This window comes from Kitasatospora sp. NPDC002227 (assembly GCF_040296285.1).
Taxonomy (GTDB): domain Bacteria; phylum Actinomycetota; class Actinomycetes; order Streptomycetales; family Streptomycetaceae; genus Kitasatospora.
The window spans coordinates 1-16,857 of the sequence record NZ_JBEOWY010000068.1 but is presented as its reverse complement, the minus strand read 5'-3'; the positions used below and the strand labels follow the sequence as shown (position 1 = coordinate 16,857).

Annotated in this window: 5 protein-coding genes; all 5 read left to right on the top strand. The window is 71.9% G+C overall.

Features of this window, described 5'->3' with window-relative positions; all coding sequences use genetic code 11:
- The first annotated feature begins 203 nt into the window (after positions 1–203).
- Entirely contained in the window at positions 204–1,145 is a 942-nt protein-coding gene (locus tag ABT095_RS35455; RefSeq protein ID WP_350533716.1) for a ParB/RepB/Spo0J family partition protein, read from the top strand.
- A 508-nt stretch (positions 1,146–1,653) separates the two neighbouring features.
- Positions 1,654–3,411, top strand: a complete 1,758-nt coding sequence (locus tag ABT095_RS35450) for an acyl-CoA dehydrogenase family protein (protein ID WP_350533715.1) — start codon at positions 1,654–1,656, stop codon at positions 3,409–3,411.
- A complete protein-coding gene (locus ABT095_RS35445) occupies positions 3,401–5,074 on the top strand; it encodes an acyl-CoA dehydrogenase family protein (protein WP_350533714.1) in 1,674 nt (557 codons plus the stop codon). The genes ABT095_RS35450 and ABT095_RS35445 overlap by 11 nt, the downstream gene beginning before the upstream one ends.
- A 13-nt stretch (positions 5,075–5,087) precedes the next feature.
- The gene (locus ABT095_RS35440) at positions 5,088–5,369 is read left to right on the top strand and encodes an acyl carrier protein (RefSeq protein WP_350533713.1); all 282 of its coding nucleotides are present in this window, start codon (positions 5,088–5,090) and stop codon (positions 5,367–5,369) included.
- 55 nt (positions 5,370–5,424) lie between these two features.
- A partial coding sequence (locus tag ABT095_RS35435; RefSeq protein WP_350533712.1) for a non-ribosomal peptide synthetase occupies positions 5,425–16,857 on the top strand: 11,433 nt, incomplete at its 3' end.

Sequence of the window (16,857 nt, the reverse complement as noted above, 5' to 3'; positions counted from 1 at the left end):
ATTAACTGGTTGAATGCTCGACAGTTCATTGGGTGGAAGCCATGATCGAAACATAGGAATTTGACTGGGACGCGTCCACCTGCCGACGTCTCTGTGGAGTATCGACACGCGCCTGGGCCCAGTTCGGAGCCGACAAGAATCAGGGGGACCACTTGACGGGGACTGTTAGAGACCTGAGATCGACCGTTGTGGTGCCGGCCGCCGTGTTGCAGTTAGGTGAGTCACCGCGCACCGGCGGCCGGGACGAGGAGCACATCGCCAGGCTGGCGGAGCTGGACGGCCCGCTGCCGCCGATCCTGGTCGAGCGGCACACCATGCGCGTGATCGACGGGACGCACCGGCTGCTGGCCGCGCTCGCCAAGGGCCAACTGGCCATCGAGGTCGAGTTCTTCGACGGCAGCAGTGCGGACGCCTTCCTGAAGTCGGTCGAGGCGAATGTCGCCCATGGTCTGCCGCTCTCCCAGGCCGACCGGCGGGCAGCAGCCGAGCGGATCGTGACCTCGCACCCGCACCTCTCCGACCGGGCGATAGCGCGGACCGCGGGGCTGGGCGCCAAGGCGGTGGCGGCGATCCGCCGCCGGGTGGCCGAGAGCGCGGACGGACCGCAGGCGCAGGTGAGGGTCGGTCGGGACGGCAAGGTCCGTCCGCTGAACAGTTCGGAAGGGCGCCGTCGGGCCGCGGAGCTGCTGGCCGAGCGCCCGGAGGCCTCGCTGCGCGAAGTCGCCAGGCTGGCCGGGATCTCCCCGGCGACGGTCAGCGATGTCCGGCGCCGGCTGGCGGCCGGGGAGATCCCGGCCGCCGCTCGGGCGGGCGACGGCGACCCGGATGTGGTGCTCCCGGCCCAGCGGACCCACGAGACCGCGGCCCGGCACATGCGGCTGGTGCGGTCCGATCCGGCCATGGTGCTGGAGAAGCTCCTGCGCGACCCGGCGCTGCGCCACAAGGAGGACGGCCGCCAACTGCTGCGCCTGCTGCAGCAGAACGCGATCGGGACCAAGGAATGGTCCGAGCTCACCCAGGTCGTGCCCGCGCACTGCGGCGCCCTGGTGGTGGACCTTGCCCGGCAGTGCGCCGAGACCTGGCTGGAGTTCGCGGAGCAGGTGGACGAGCGGGTCCGCGCGGTGGACCAGGCCGCGACCGGCTGACCGGCTGACCGGGTAGTGCCGGGCCCGTCGTGGCGGTCGCACGCGGGCCCGGCACGGACCGGCCGGGCGGCCGGGTGTTCAACCGGTGGAGTGCGGCAGTTGGACGCCCGCCTTTTATCCCGGCATTCCTGTGCCACCCGGGTGTTCAGGGCCAGCGTGCTCTCTGCCACTTACCGAGCGACGAGCGTTGGGGCATAGTGGTCGGCGGCCCCGTCATGATCCTTGATACGGATACGACCGATGCCGGTGATCTGCGCTTCGCGCCCTCTGTCGTCAGAACAGAGGAGAGAACGATATACGTTGACGAACCTGTCCAATGAATTCGATGAAAATCACCTGGTCCTCGGCATGCGGCGAGGGTAAGAATTCTAGGAATCAGAACGGTTCGTCGCACCCCGGATAAACAGTGACTGACGGAGCAGCAGGGGAACAGAATGGATTTCAATCTCGGCGGCGACCAGAGCCTGGGGGCGCCTTCGCCACGGCGCCTGGCGGCGGGAGACCTCACATGACCGCCACCCACGCGGGAGCCGGGCTCGAGGCGGCCCTCGACGAAGCCCTGGGCCTCCTCGACGAGACGGCTCGCCGGTCCGTCGAACTCGATGAGAACGAGCAGTTTCCCGCCGACTTCTGTGCCCGCCTCGACGGGTTCGGCCTGCCGGCCCACTACGTGCCGACCGAGTGGGGCGGCGCGCTGTCCGACCACGAGGAGCTGATCCGGCTCCTGCGCACCGTCGCCCGCCGTGACATCAGCGCGCTGACGGCCCACGCCAAGACGTACCTGGGCGTGGCTTCGGTGTGGATCGCCGGAAACCCGGAGCAGGCCCGGGCCGCCGCCGACGCGGTGCTGTCCGGGGCCCCGGTGGCCTGGGCGCTGTCCGAGCCGGAGCATGGCGCAGACCTGTTGAGCGGTTCTGTCACCGCCACGGCGAAGCCCGACGGCTACCGCGTCGACGGCGTGAAGTGGCCGATCAACAATGCCACCCGCTCGAGCCACCTCGTACTGCTCGCGCGCACCGGACCGGCAGGGTCCGGACGTGGTCAGAGCCTCTTCCTCGTCGACAAGTCGGCGCTGCAGCCCGGCACTTGGCGGCCGCTGTCGAAGGTGCTGACACACGGCATCCGCGGGATCGACATCTCCGGCATCGAGTTCGACGGTGCGCTGCTGCCGGCCGGCGCACTGCTCGGCCGGGAGGGGAGCGGCCTGGAGACGGTGCTGCTCGCGCTCCAGTTCACCCGGACGACGTGCACCGCCATCTCCCTCGGCGCCGGTGAGCACGCGCTGCGGCTCGCCGCCCGGTTCGCCGCGGCGCGCGTCATCCAGAAGCGCCCGCTGGCCGAACGGCCCTTCCCCGCATCGGTCCTGGCCCGCAGCGCTGCGCTGCTGGCGGCTGTCGAAGCGACCGCGCTGGTCGCCGGCCGTTCGATCCACAGCCTCACCGCGGAGATGAGCGTGACCTCGGTGGTCGCCAAGGCACTCGCTCCCACGCTGGTCGACGACACGCTCGGGGAGCTCGCCGAACTGCTCGGCGCACGTTCCTTCCTCTCCGACGTCTACGAGTACGGCGCCTTCCAGAAGGTGTGGCGTGACCACCAGATCGTGGCGGTGTTCGACGGCAGTACCCCGGTGAACCGGGCCGCCCTGGTGCAGCAGTTCCCGAAGCTGGTCCGTGGCTTCGCCGGCGGCACCGTCGATGCGGGCGGACTGGCCGAGGCCGTGTCGGTCGGCGGCCCGCTGCGACCCGTCGACCGTGGCGCACTGACCATGGTGTCCCGGCAGGGATGCTCGGTCGTGCAGGCACTGCCCGCACTCGTCGAGTCGATCGGCAGCCGGCCCGCCCCCACCGGGCTCGCCGACCAGGCCGTCGCACTGGGAGCCATGGCCGAGTACGTGCACGGCCGGATGGCCGAGGTGGCGCCCGCCGCCCGTCCCGCCATGGCCGCCTACGAGCTGGCCGCCGCCTATGAGCTCTGCTACGCGGGAGCGGCCTGCCTGCACCTGTGGGCCACGGGTGAGTCCGAGCACGCGGCGGAGCCGCTGTGGCAGGACGGCCTCTGGGTTCGGGCGGCACTGCGCGCCCTGCTGGCCAGGCTCGCCGCGGTCCTGCGGATGCCGCTGCCGGTCGCCGCGCCGGGCGACGACCTGCTCGACGGCGCGCTGGCCCGTCTCGTCGTCGACGCCGCGACCACCGGTGCCCCTATCACCCCGTTCGGGGCCCGGGCGCCGCGAACGATTCAGCAGGGGGAGGACTCACGTGAGCGCTGAGAAACTGGACGCACTGTTCGGCAACCCGCGGGATGCGGACAACCCGGTCGGCTACGCCGCCATCCTCGCCGCCGATGAGCGGCACGAGATGCTCGCCGAGGGCGAACGCCTGCTGGACGCCTACGGCATGAACGCCGAGTTCGTGCCCGCCGCGTACGGTGGCCGGCTGGTGCGGGCCGACCGCCTCGCCGAGGTGCAGCGGGAGTTGTGGCGACGCGACCCCTGCCTCGGCCTCGGCTACGGCTTCAGCTCCCTCCTCGGATCGGTCAACATCTGGTCCGCAGGTACGGACGAGCAGCGTACGAAGGCAGCCGAGATCCTGCTGGGGGGCGGCCGGATCGCGGCCGCCTTCCACGAACTCGACCACGGCAACGACTTCGCGCACGCCGAGTGCGCCGCCGTTCCGAACGGGGACGGCTGGCTGCTGACCGGGCGCAAGGAGATCGTCACCAATCTGCGCCGTGCCGAGGCCATGGTGCTCTTCGCCCGGACCAGTGAGGACGCGGGCAGCCGCAGCCACAGCCAGTTCTTCGTCACCCGGGGCGAGTTGCCGGCCGACCGCGTGCTGGATCTGCCGCGGTTCCCCAGCTCCGGCATGAACGGAGTGCAACTCGGCGGACTGCGGTTCTCCGACTGCCCGATTCCCGGCACCGCGATGCTCGGCCGGCCCGGCCAGGGCATCGAGAACGCCCTGCGCGCCTACCAGCTCAGCCGGGTGGTGATCCCGGCCGTCCTCGTCGGGCCGTTGGACACCGCGCTGCGCCTGGCGCTGGAGTGCGTGCACGAGCGGCGCCTCTACGGTGGCTTCGCCGCCGACCTGCCCTATGTGCGCTCCGCCCTCGCACGCGCCTACGCCGACCTGCTGGCCGTCGACGCCTTCAGCGGCGTCGCGCTCCGGGCGCTGCACCTGGCCCCGGAGGCCACGCTGCTCTACGCGCCGGCGGTGAAGTACCTGACGTCACGGATCGTGCTGGACGCCTTCGAGGATCTGCGCGCGGTCATGGGCGCCCAGGGCTACCTCCGCCAGGGCTCCTACGCCATGTTCCAGAAGCTCGTCAGGGACGCCGCTCCGGCCACCTTCGCCCACATCTCGCGCTCCGCCTGCCTGGTGCTGATCCTGCCGCAACTGCCGCGGCTGGCACGGAAGTCCTGGCTGGCCGACCCGGCCGCCGCTGAGCAGCTGTTCGACCTCGGCGCGGATCTGCCGCCGCTGGACTTCGACCAGCTCGCCGTCGGCATGCTGTCCGGAGACGGGCTGATCGGCGTGCTGGCCGAGACAGCCGAGCGCGAGCCGGCCGGGAGCCCGGTCGGGCGGTTCGCCGGGCGCTTCAGGGACGAGGTGGTCGCGCTGCGCGACCGGTGCGCCGCACTGGCTCCCTCGGACCTCACGATCGGGGCCTCTCCGGAGGCCTACGCGGCGGCCGACCGGTACACGGTGCTGCTCGCCGCCGCCGCCGCGCTCGCGGTCTGGCGCAGCGACGGCAGTCAGCCGGAGGCGGCACTCCTCGGGATCCTCGACCGGCTCTCCGGGCGCCTCGGTGGCGCCTCGGTGCTGACGCCGGACGAGCGGGCGAGTGCCGAGCAGGCGCTGTTCGACCTCGCTGTCGAGCGCTTCCAGGACAGGCGGCTCTTCGACCTGTCCGCACGTCATGTTTCGGGATGAGAGAGGGACTTCGATGACTGATCAGGAAATGAGCGTCCGGGTGTCGGCCGAGGACATCGAGCAGTGGCTGATGGAGCGGGTGTCCTACTACCTGGAGACGCCGATCGAGGAGATCGACCCGGACGTCTCGCTCGCCGAGCACGGGTTGGAGTCGGTGTACGCCTTCGCGCTCTGCGGCGACATCGAGGACAAGTTGGGTGTGACCGTGGAGCCGACTCTCGTCTGGGATGTCGACACGGTTGCGGCCCTGACCGTTCACCTGGCCGGCCTGATGGCCGAACTGCCGTCTGTCTGACGGGTTTTCAGAGCTCTTAGTGCACGTTGCGTCGAATCGATTGAGGGATACGGGAATGGGTGCCTCCGCGCAGGGTCTGTGGGATCTGATGTCCGGCCAGCTGGGCGTCTGGTACGCGCAGCAGATCGCGCCTGACAATCCGGCGTACAACATCGGTGACTGCACGGAGATCCACGGTGACCTCGACCCGGATCTTTTCGTGCGTGCGCTGCGCCGCACGGTGCAGGAGGCGGAGACTCTGCGTCTGCGCCTGTGTGTGGAGGACGGGACGCCGCGGCAGTTCCTGGGGGATGCCGGGGATGTTCCGGTCCACGTGGCGGATCTGCGGGGGGAGGCTGACCCGCGGGCGGTGGCGCAGGAGTGGATCCAGGCCGATCTGGACACGCCGGTGGAGCTGGTGGGCGGGGCGCTGTCGGGGCACGCGTTCTTCGTGCTCGGGCCGGATCGCTTCCTGTGGTACCAGCGTGCTCACCACATCGTTCTCGACGGCAACGGCTTGTCGCAGTTCGCCGAGCGGCTGTCCCAGGTATATGCGGTGCTTCGCGCGGGTGGGGATCCGGCCGGGAGTGCTCTGCGGTCGGTGTCGGAGCTGATCGGGACCGACGAGGTGTACCGGGGTTCGCAGGAGCGTGACCGGGACCGGCGGTTCTGGCTGGAGGCGTTCTCGGACCATGAGGGGGAGGCGGCGTCCGAGGCTGCGCAGGGTCGGCGCCTGGCCGGCCGGTCGGTGACCCACCAGCAGGATCTCGGAGCGGATGCGACCGCCCGTCTGCGGGCTGCCGCGAAGCGGCTTCGGGTCAGCTTCGCCGGTCTGGTGATCGCGGCGTCCGCGGTCTACCAGCACCGGTCGACCGGGTCGCGGGACGTCGTGCTCGGGGTGTCGGCCAGTGGCCGCACGAGCATGCGTGAGGTGGGTATCCCCGGCATGACGGCGAACATCATGCCGATCAGGCTCAAGGTCCTGCCGGGCATGTCCGTGCAGGAGCTCGCGCGTCAGACGCAGCGGGCGGTCCAGAGCGGTCTGCGTCATCAGCGCTACCAGTATCCGGACCTGCTCAGGGACTTGAAGCGGGTCGGTGGGACCCCGCTGTACGACATGATCGTCGATGTCATGGTGGGCGAGCGCCGGATCGGTTTCGGCGACTGCGGGGTTGTTCGGACCGGCCTGGCGAGCGGGCCTGCCGAAGGCATGAAGATCGACGTGCTCGGTGACGCGCTCGAGGGCGGCGTGCAGACCGTCATCGAGATGAACCGTGAGCAGTACGACACCGAAGCGGCGTCGTCGGTGAGCCGCCGCTACCTGGCGGTGCTGGAGTGGCTCAGCAGTGCTCCGGCCACCGCCTCCGTCGGCGCGGTCGACCTGCTCGACGCGGCTGAGCGGCGGCTGGTGCTGGAGACCTGGAACGACACCGTGGTCCCCGGCGAGGCTCTGCCGGTGCCGCAGCGGTTCGCCGCCCAGGTGGCCGCGACGCCGCGGGCGGTGGCCGTGGTGGCCGACGGCTCGGCGGTCCGCTACGCCGAACTGGACGTGCGGGCCAATCAGTTGGCGCATCATCTGATCGCCCAGGGGGTCGGTGCGGATTCGCTGGTGGCGCTGTGCCTGCCGCGCGGCCTGCAGGCGATCGAGGCGATCCTGGCGGTGTGGAAGGCGGGGGCGGCGTACCTGCCGCTGGACCCGGCGTACCCGGCGGAGCGGCTCGGCCAGTTGCTGGCCGACAGCGGGGCCGGGCACGTGCTGGGCGAGGCGGCGCTGATCGGGGCGCCGGCGGCCCAGGGTGTGCGCTCGATCGCCCTGGACGACCCGGCGGTGCTGGCCGAGCTGGCCGCACGACCCACCGAGGCTCCGCAACTCGACTTGATGGCCGACCAGTTGGCCTATGTGATCTACACCTCCGGTTCGACCGGCACGCCCAAGGGCGTGGCCGTGACGCACCGCGGGCTCGCGAACTACGTGGCCTCGGTGCCGGGGCAGGTCGGCTTCGGCCTGCCGGGCGGCCGGTACGCGCTGCTGCAGCCCACGGTGACGGACCTCGGCAACACGGTGGTGTTCGCGAGCCTTGCGACCGGCGGTGAGCTGCACATCCTGCAGGAGGGTGCGGTGACGGATCCGTCGGCCGTGGCCCAGTATTTGGCGGACAACCGCATCGACTTCGTGAAGGTGGTGCCCTCGCACCTGGCGGCGCTGGGCGCGGCAGCCGGCCTGGCCGCTCTGATGCCGGCCCGGGCGTTGGTGCTGGGCGGTGAGGCTGCCTCGCCGGCGCTGGTCGCCGGGCTGCTCGACGTGGCGGGTGAGCGTGGTGTGTTCAACCACTACGGGCCCACCGAGACGACCATCGGCGTGGTGGCCGGCCGGCTCGGCCAGCAGTCGCTCGCCGAGGGTGTGGTGCCGCTGGGGGTGCCGGTGGCCAACACCCGTGCCTATGTGCTGGACGGGTCGCTGAGCCCCGTTGCGGTCGGTGTGGCGGGTGAGTTGTACGTGGCCGGTCCGCAGGTGGCGCGCGGGTACGTGGGGCGTTCGGGCCTGACCGCGCAGCGGTTCGTGGCCTGCCCGTTCGGCCCGGCCGGCGAGCGGATGTACGCGACGGGCGACCTGGTGCGGTGGACCGCCGAGGGTGAACTGGTGCACCTGGGCCGTTCGGACGAGCAGGTGAAGGTGCGCGGTTTCCGGGTGGAGCCGGGTGAGGTGCAGGCGGTGCTGGCCGCGCACGAGTCGGTGGCACAGGCCGCCGTGGTCGTCCGTGAGGACGTCCCCGGCGACAAGCGCCTGGTCGCCTACGTCGTTCCCGCCGCCGCCGCGCGGACGGCTGACGCCGTGCGCCTGAGTGAGCTGGTGTTCGTGTACCTGGCCGAGCGGCTGCCGGGGTATCTGGTGCCCTCCGCGGTGGTGGTGCTGGACGCGCTGCCGCTGACGGCCAACGGCAAGCTGAACCGTGCCGCCCTGCCTGCTCCGGACTACCTGTCCGCCAAGGCCGTCGGCCGTGGTCCGGCGACGGTGCAGGAGGAGATCCTGTGCGGCGTTTTCGCGCAGGTGCTGGGTCTGCCGGCGGTGGGGGTCGAGGACGACTTCTTCGCGCTGGGCGGCCACTCGCTGCTGGCGATCCGGCTGATCAGCCGGATCCGGACGGTCCTGAACGTCGAGCTGCCGATCCAGGTGTTCTTCGAGGTGCCGTCGCCGGCCGGGGTCGCGGCCTGGCTGGCCGGGTCGGCAGCCGGCGAGGGGCGTGCGGCGCTGGTGCCGGTGGCGCGTCCGGAGCGGGTGCCGCTGTCGTTCGCGCAGCGCCGCCTGTGGTTCCTGGGGCAGTTGGAGGGTCCGAGCGTCACCTACAACGCCGCGGTGGCGCTGCGACTGGACGGAGAGCTGGACCAGCAGGCCCTGGCGGCGGCGTTCAAGGACGTGATCGGGCGGCACGAGGTGCTGCGCACGGTCCTGCCGGCGGTGGATGGCGAGCCGTACCAGCGTGTCCTTGCGGTGGAGGAGTGCGGGTTCGAGCTCGCGGTGGCCGAGGTGGCGTCGCAGGAGCTGGACGGCGCGGTGGCCGAGGCCTCGGCTCACGCGTTCGACCTGTCGGCGGAGATCCCGCTGCGGGCGACGGTGTTCGCCCTGGCACCGCGGGAGCACGTGCTGGTGGTGCTGATGCACCACATCGCGGGTGACGGCTGGTCGACGGAGCCGATGCTGCGGGATCTGTCGGTGGCGTACGCGGCACGGCTGGGCGGTGCTGCGCCGGTGTGGGAGCCGCTGCCGGTGCAGTACGCGGACTACGCGTTGTGGCAGCGGGAGTTGCTCGGCGACGAGCAGGACCCGGGGAGCGTGCTGGCCGGGCAGGTGGCGTACTGGCGCGAGGTGTTGGCGGGGGCACCGGAGGAGTTGGAGCTGCCGGCCGACCGCCAGCGCCCGGCGGTCGCCTCGTACCGCGGTGAGAGTGCGGAGCTGGCGGTCTGCGCGCAGACGCACCAGGCACTGGCGGCGCTGGCGCGTGAGCGGGGGGTGACCCTGTTCATGGTGCTGCAGGCGGCGTTGGCGGTCACCTTGAACCGGATCGGCGCGGGCGCGGACATCCCGATCGGGTCGCCGGTGGCCGGCCGTACGGATGAGGCGCTGAACGACCTGGTCGGGTTCTTCGTGAACACCTTGGTGGTGCGGACCGACCTGTCCGGCGACCCGACCTTCGACCAGGTGCTGGAGCGGGTCCGCCAGGCGAGTCTTGGGGCGTTCGCGCACCAGGACGTGCCGTTCGAGCGGCTGGTGGAGGAGCTGTCGCCGGTCCGGTCGATGGCACGCCACCCGCTGTTCCAGGTCGTGCTCACCCTGCAGAACACGGCATCGGCACGGTTCGAGCTGCCCGGTCTGCACGTCGGACGGGTGCCGACCGGTCTGGTGCACAGCAAGTTCGACCTGGACGTGAACCTGAGCGAGGCGTTCGACGCCGACGGTGCGCCGGCCGGCCTGCGCGGTGCGCTCCTGGCGGCGGCGGACCTGTTCGACGCGCAGACCGTCGAGCGGATCGCGGGCCGGCTGGTCCAGGTCCTGGAGACGGTGACCGCGCAGCCGGGGACGCGGTTGAGCGCTGTGGACGTGATGGGCGCGGACGAGCGTCGCCTGCTCCTGGAGGCGTGGAACGCGACGGCGGTCGAGGTCGAACCGGCCACGCTGCCGAAGCTGTTCGCCGCGCAGGTGGCGCGGACACCCGACGCGGTGGCACTGGCCTTCGAGGACGTCAAGCTGTCCTACGCGGAGCTGGATGCGCGGGCGAACCGCCTGGCGCGGCTGCTGGTCGGGCGCGGTGTCGGCCCGGAGTCGGTGGTCGGAGTGTGCCTGGAGCGCGGGGTCGAGGTGGTGGTCGCGCTGCTGGCGGTGGTGAAGGCAGGGGGTGCGTATCTGCCGGTCGACCCGGCGTACCCGGACGAGCGGATCGGGTACACGCTGGGTGACGCGGGTGCGCGCCTGGTGCTGACCTCGGCCGAACTGGCCGCTCGACTGGGCGGGTTCGGTGTCGAGGTGGCGGCGCTGGACGAGCCGTCGGTGGCCGGAGAGCTGGCGGCGCTCGACGACGCGCCGGTGGAGGGTGTGGCGTCGCCGGGGCATCCGGCGTACGTGATCTACACCTCCGGGTCGACGGGTCGGCCCAAGGGTGTGGTGGTGACCCATGAGAACGTGACCGGGTTGTTCGCGCAGACCGGGCCGCTGTTCGGCGGGTTCGGGGCGGACGACGTGTGGTCGTGCTTCCACTCCTTCGCGTTCGACTTCTCGGTGTGGGAGCTGTGGGGTGCGCTGCTGCACGGCGGCCGGGTGGTCGTTGTCCCGCACGCGGTGTCGCGCTCGCCGCAGGAGTTCCTGGCGCTGATCGAGCGCGAGCGGGTGACGGTACTGAGCCAGACCCCGTCGGCGTTCTACCAGTTGGCCGCCGTGGAGGAGGAGCGGCCCGGGGCGGTGGCGTCGCTGCGTGCGGTGGTGTTCGGTGGCGAGGCGCTGGATCCGGGCCGGCTGAGCGGCTGGTGGGGCCGTCACGGTGACGGTGGTCCGCGCTTGGTGAACATGTACGGCATCACCGAGACCACGGTGCATGTGACGTTCCGCGAGCTGTCCTCGGGTGAGGGCGTCGCGGGCAGTGTGATCGGGCGCGGTATCCCGGGTCTGGGCGTGTATGTGCTGGACGAGTTCCTGCAGCCCGCTCCGGTGGGTGTGACCGGTGAGATGTACGTCGCGGGCGGTCAGTTGGCGCGGGGGTACCTGGGCCGTCCGGGCCTGTCGGCGGAGCGGTTCGTGGCCTCGCCGTTCGGGGCGCCGGGCGGGCGGCTGTACCGCACGGGTGACCGGGCGAAGTGGTCCGGCGACGGCGAGCTGGTGTTCGCGGGCCGTGCGGACTCGCAGGTGAAGATCCGAGGCTTCCGGATCGAGCCCGGCGAGGTCCAGGCCGTCCTGGCCACCCACCCGGGCCTGGCGCAGGCGGTGGTGGTGGTCCGTGAGGACGTGCCGGGTGACAAGCGCCTGGTGGCGTACGTCGTCGGGGACGGCGACGGTATCGAACTCGCCACGTCTGTCCGGGAGTTCATGGCTGAGCGGCTGCCGGCGTACATGGTGCCGTCGGCGGTCGTGGTGCTGGCCGGCCTGCCGTTGACGGTGAACGGCAAGGTGGACCGCAAGGCCCTGCCCGCGCCGGAGTACGCGGCGGGTGCGGGCCGGGCGCCGGCGACGGTGCAGGAGGAGTTGCTGTGCCAGTCGTTCGCGCAGGTGCTGGGTCTGCCGGCGGTGGGGGTCGATGACGACTTCTTCGCGCTGGGCGGTCACTCGTTGCTGGCGATGCGGCTGCTGAGCCGGATCCGTTCGGTGCTGGGTGTGGAGCTGGCGGTCCGCGAGCTGTTCGAGGCGCCGACGCCGGCGAGTCTGGCGGGACGGCTCGGGCAGGCCCGTGAGGGCCGGTTGGCACTGCGTGCGACGGAGCGTCCGGAGCGGGTGCGGTTGTCGTTCGCGCAGCGCCGTCTGTGGTTCCTCGGCGAGTTGGAGGGCGCGAGCGCGACCTACAACACTCCGATGGCTCTGCGCCTGTCCGGACAGGTGGACCGGGAGGCTCTCGCGCAGGCGCTGCGGGACGTGATCGGGCGGCACGAGGTGCTGCGGACGGTGTTCCCGGCGGTCGACGGTGAGCCGTACCAGCGGGTTCTGGGTGTCCAGGAGTGCGGGTTCGAGCTCTCGGTGGTCGAGGTGGCCCCGGAGGGGCTCGAGGAGGCACTGGCCGAGGCGGGCCGGTACGCGTTCGACTTCTCGTCCGAGATTCCCTTCCGGGTGACGCTGTTCGCGGTGAGCCCTCTCGAGCATGTGCTGGTGCTGCTGTCGCACCACATCGCCATGGACGGCTGGTCGAGCGCGCCGCTGGTGCGGGACCTGTCGACGGCGTTCGCGGCGCGGCTGGGTGGCGTGGCTCCGGGCTGGGAGCCGCTGCCGGTGCAGTATGCGGACTTCGCCGAGTGGCAGCGCGAGTTGCTGGGCGGGGAGCGGGATTCATCCAGTGTGATGGCGCGCCAGGTGGCCTACTGGCGTGCGGCCTTGGCGGGGGCCCCGGAGGAGCTGCCGCTGCCGTTCGACCGGCCGCGTCCGGCGGTCGCGTCGCACCGTGCCCACACCGTGGAGCTGGATGTTCCGGCGGAACTGCACGGGCGTCTCGGGGAGTTGGCGCGTGAGCGTGGGGTGACCATGTTCATGGTGCTGCAGGCGGCTGTTGCGGTGACGCTCAGCCGGCTGGGTGCGGGCTCTGACATCCCGATCGGGTCGGCGATCGCCGGGCGCACGGACGAGGCGCTGAACGATCTGGTCGGGTGCTTCGTCAACACGGTCGTCGTGCGGACGGACCTGTCGGGGGACCCGACGTTCGAGCAGGTGCTCGGGCGGGTGCGCGAGGCGGGGCTGAGCGCGCTGGAGAACCAGGATGTGCCGTTCGAGAAGCTGGTGGAGGAGCTGGCGCCGGCGCGTTCGCTGGCCCGGCACCCGCTGTTCCAGGTCGTGCTGACCCTGCAGAACACCGGCCTGGTGGCCGATCGCGGTGCGCTGGACCTGCCTGGGCTGGGGGCCGAACCGCTGCTGCTGGGCCGGGCGATGGCGAAGTTCGACCTTGATGTGATCGTGGGTGAGGCGTTCGGTGCGCAGGGCGCGCCGGCGGGGATCCGGGGCATGCTGACGGCGGCGGCGGACCTGTTCGACGAGGGTGTCGCTGGTCGGGTCGCGGGCTGCCTGGTGCGGGTGCTGACGGCGATGGCCGATGACCCGCGGGCCCGGGTCGGCGCGGTGGACGTGCTGGGCGCGGACGAGCGTCGCCGGGTGCTGTCGGAGTTCAACGACACCGCTGTGGCCGGGCCCGGCCTGATGGTGCCGCAGGTGTTCGAGGCGCAGGTGGCGCGGACGCCGGATGCGGTGGCCGTGGTGTCCGGTGGCGTGCCGGTGTCGTACGCGGAGTTGGATGCGCGGGCGAACCGCCTTGCGCACTATCTGGTCAGCCAGGGTGTTGGCCCGGAGTCGCTGGTGGGGCTGGCGCTGCCGCGTGGCGTGGAGATGATCGCGGGGATTCTGGCGGTCTGGAAGGCGGGGGCCGGGTATCTGCCGGTGGACGTCTCCCAGCCGGCCGAGCGGGTCGCGTTCACGGTGAAGGACTCGCGGGCGCAGTTGGTGCTGACCACCGACGAGGTGCTGGAGGACCTGCCGTCGGTGGGTGTGCGTCTGGTGGCGGTGGACGGCACGTTGACGGCGATGCAGCTGGCGGCGGCGCCGGCCTCCTCGCCCGGTGTGGCGGTGGATCCGCGGTCCCTGGCGTACGTGATCTACACCTCCGGTTCGACCGGCAAGCCCAAGGGCGTGGCCGTCACGCACGGCGGTCTGGCGAACTACGTGGCCTCGGTGCCGGCCCGGGTCGGCTTCGGCACGCCGGGCGGCAAGTACGCGCTGCTGCAGGCGCAGGCGACCGACCTGGGGAACACGGTGCTGTTCGCGAGCCTGCTGTCGGGCGGTGAGCTGCACGTCCTGGACGAGGAGGCGGTCACCGATCCGCGCGTGGTGGGCGACTACCTGGCCGAGCACGGGATCGACTTCCTGAAGGTGGTGCCCTCGCACCTGGCGGCGCTTGGCGCGGTCGGTGGTCTGGAGCGGGTGCTGCCGGGCCGGTCGGTGGTGCTCGGTGGCGAGGCCGCCTCGGCGGGCTGGGCCGATGAGCTCCTGGCCGCCGCGGGCGAGCGGCAGGTGTTCAACCACTACGGTCCGACGGAGACCACGATCGGTGTGGCGACCACCCGTCTGACGCCGGGCGGGGTGGTGCCGGTGGGCTCGCCCGTGGCCAACACCCGCTTCTACGTGCTGGACGAGCGCCTCGACCCGGTCCCGGTGGGTGTGGCCGGCGAGCTGTACGTGGCGGGTGCGCAGCTGGCGCGCGGCTATGTGCGCCGCCCGGGCCTGACCGCGGAGCGGTTCGTCGCCGACCCGTACGGGCCCGCGGGTGGCCGGCTGTACCGCACGGGTGACCGCGCGAAGTGGTCGGCCGAGGGCGAGATCGTGTTCCTGGGCCGTGCGGACGAGCAGGTGAAGATCCGTGGTTTCCGGATCGAGCCGGGTGAGGTGGCCAGTGCTCTGACGGCTCACCCGCTGATCGCCCAGGCGGCCGTGATCGCCCGCGAGGACACCCCGGGGGACAAGCGCCTGGTCGCCTATGTGGTCGCGGACGACCCGGAGGATGTGGACGAGACGCTCGCGGATGCGGTGCGGGCCTTCGTCGCCGCCCGGCTGCCGGAGCACATGGTGCCCTCCGCCGTGGTGGTGCTGGACGCCCTGCCGCTGACGGGCAACGGGAAGCTGGACCGCAAGGCGCTGCCCGCGCCGGACTTCGCGGCCAAGGGCGGGGTGTCGAGCCGCGGGCCGGCCTCGGTGCGGGAGGAGATCCTGTGCGAGGCGTTCGCCGAGGTCCTGGGGCTGGAGAGCGTCGGCGTCGATGACGACTTCTTCACCCTGGGCGGGCATTCGCTGCTGGCGGTGTCGCTGGTGGAGATGCTGCGGGTGCGCGGGGTGTCGGTGTCGGTGAAGGCGTTGTTCCAGACGTCGACCCCGGCGGGCCTGGCGCTCGAGGCGGGCGCGGAGCAGGTGGTCGTGCCGGCGAACCTCATCCCCGAGGACGCCACGCACATCACGCCCGAGATGCTGCCGCTGGTGGAGCTGACCGAGGCCGAGCTCGAGCTGGTCGTGGCGAAGGTGCCCGGCGGTGCCGCGAACGTCGCGGACGTCTACCCGCTGGCCCCGCTCCAGGAGGGGATCCTCTTCCACCACCTGGTCAAGGCCGGCAGCGCGGGCGAGCGGGACGTGTACGCCGGGCCGATGGTGCTCGGATTCGACAACCGGGCACGGCTCGACGCGTTCCTCGAGGCGCTGCAGCAGGTGGTCGACCGGCACGACGTCTACCGCACGGCCATCGTGTGGGAGGGCCTGCGCGAGCCGGTCCAGGTCGTGACCCGGCACGCCGAACTCCCCGTCCGGGAGGTCGTGCTGCAGGCGCAGGGCGCGGACGCGGCGCAGCAGCTGCTGTCCCTCGGCGGCGCCTGGATGGCGCTGGACCGGGCCCCGCTGATGGACGTGCACATCGCCGCCGAACCGGACGGCGACGGCTGGCTGGCCCTGCTGCGCGTCCACCACCTGGTGCGGGACGACACCACGACGGACGCGCTGCTGGGGGAGGTGCGTGCCTTCCTGACCGGGCGGGGAGAGTCCCTGGCCAAGGGGCTGCCGTTCCGCGACTTCGTCGTCCAGGCCCGCCTCGGCGTGCCGCGCGAGGAGCACGAGCGGTACTTCGCCGCCCTGCTGGGCGACGTCACCGAGACCACCGCCCCGTTCGGCCTGCTGGACGTGCACGGGGACGGCACGGCCGTGGTGTCGGCGCGTTCCTCGGTGGAGGCCGAGCTCGCGCTCCGGCTGCGGGCGGTCGCCCGCCAGAGGGCCGTGAGTCCGGCGACGGTGTTCCACCTGGCGTGGGCGCGGGTGCTGGCCGCGGTCAGCGGCCGCGAGGACGTGGTGTTCGGCACGGTGCTGTTCGGCCGGATGAACGCCGGCGCGGGCGCCGACCGGCTCCAGGGCCCCTGCCTCAACACCCTCCCGGTGCGGGTGCGGCTCGCCACCCCGGCGGTGGGCGAGGCCCTGGCCGGGATGCGCAAGCAGCTGGCCGAGCTGCTCGTGCACGAGCACGCGCCGCTGGTGCTCGCGCAGCAGGCGAGCGGGGTGGCGGGCGGCAGCCCGCTGTTCACCGCCCTCTTCAACTACCGCAACGGCGCCGGCGCCACCGAGCCCGGCACGGGCCTGGGCACCGGGCTGGAGGACGTGCGGATCCTCGGCTCCGAAGGCCGCACCAACTACCCCCTGGTCGCGCACGTCGACGACGACGGCACCGGCTTCAGCCTGGCCGTCGACGCGGTGGCACCCGCCGACGCGCAGCACGTGGCCACGATGCTGCACACCTGCCTGCTCCAGCTCGTGACCGCGCTGGAGGAAGACCCGCAGACCCGCTTCGCGGCACTGGACGTACTCGATCCGGCTGAGCGCCGACTGGTGGTCGAGAAGTGGAACGCGACGGCGCTCGAGATCGAGCCGTCCACACTGCCGGAGCTGTTCGCCGCACAGGTGGCGCGGACGCCGGATGCGGTGGCGTTGGCCTTCGAGGGTGTCGAGCTGTCGTATGCGGAGCTGGATGCGCGGGCGAACCGGCTGGCGCGGTTGCTGATCGGGCGCGGTGTGGGCCCGGAGTCGGTGGTCGCGGTGGTGATGGAGCGCTGTGTCGAGCTGGTGGTGTCGCTGCTGGCGGTGGTGAAGGCCGGTGGGGCGTATCTGCCGGTGGATCCGGAGTATCCGGCCGGTCGGATCGAGGCCGTTCTCGCTGATGCCGGGCCGGTGTGTGTGCTCAGCACGGCCGGGCTGGCCGGGCTGGTGCCGGAGGGTGTGGCCCGGGTTGTGGTGGACGATCCCGCGGTG

Coding starts and splice junctions, on each gene's coding strand:
- ABT095_RS35450 (WP_350533715.1), top strand. CDS start 1,654: ATGACCGCCACCCACGCGGGAGCCGGGCTCGAGGCGGCCCTCGACGAA.
- ABT095_RS35440 (WP_350533713.1), top strand. CDS start 5,088: ATGACTGATCAGGAAATGAGCGTCCGGGTGTCGGCCGAGGACATCGAG.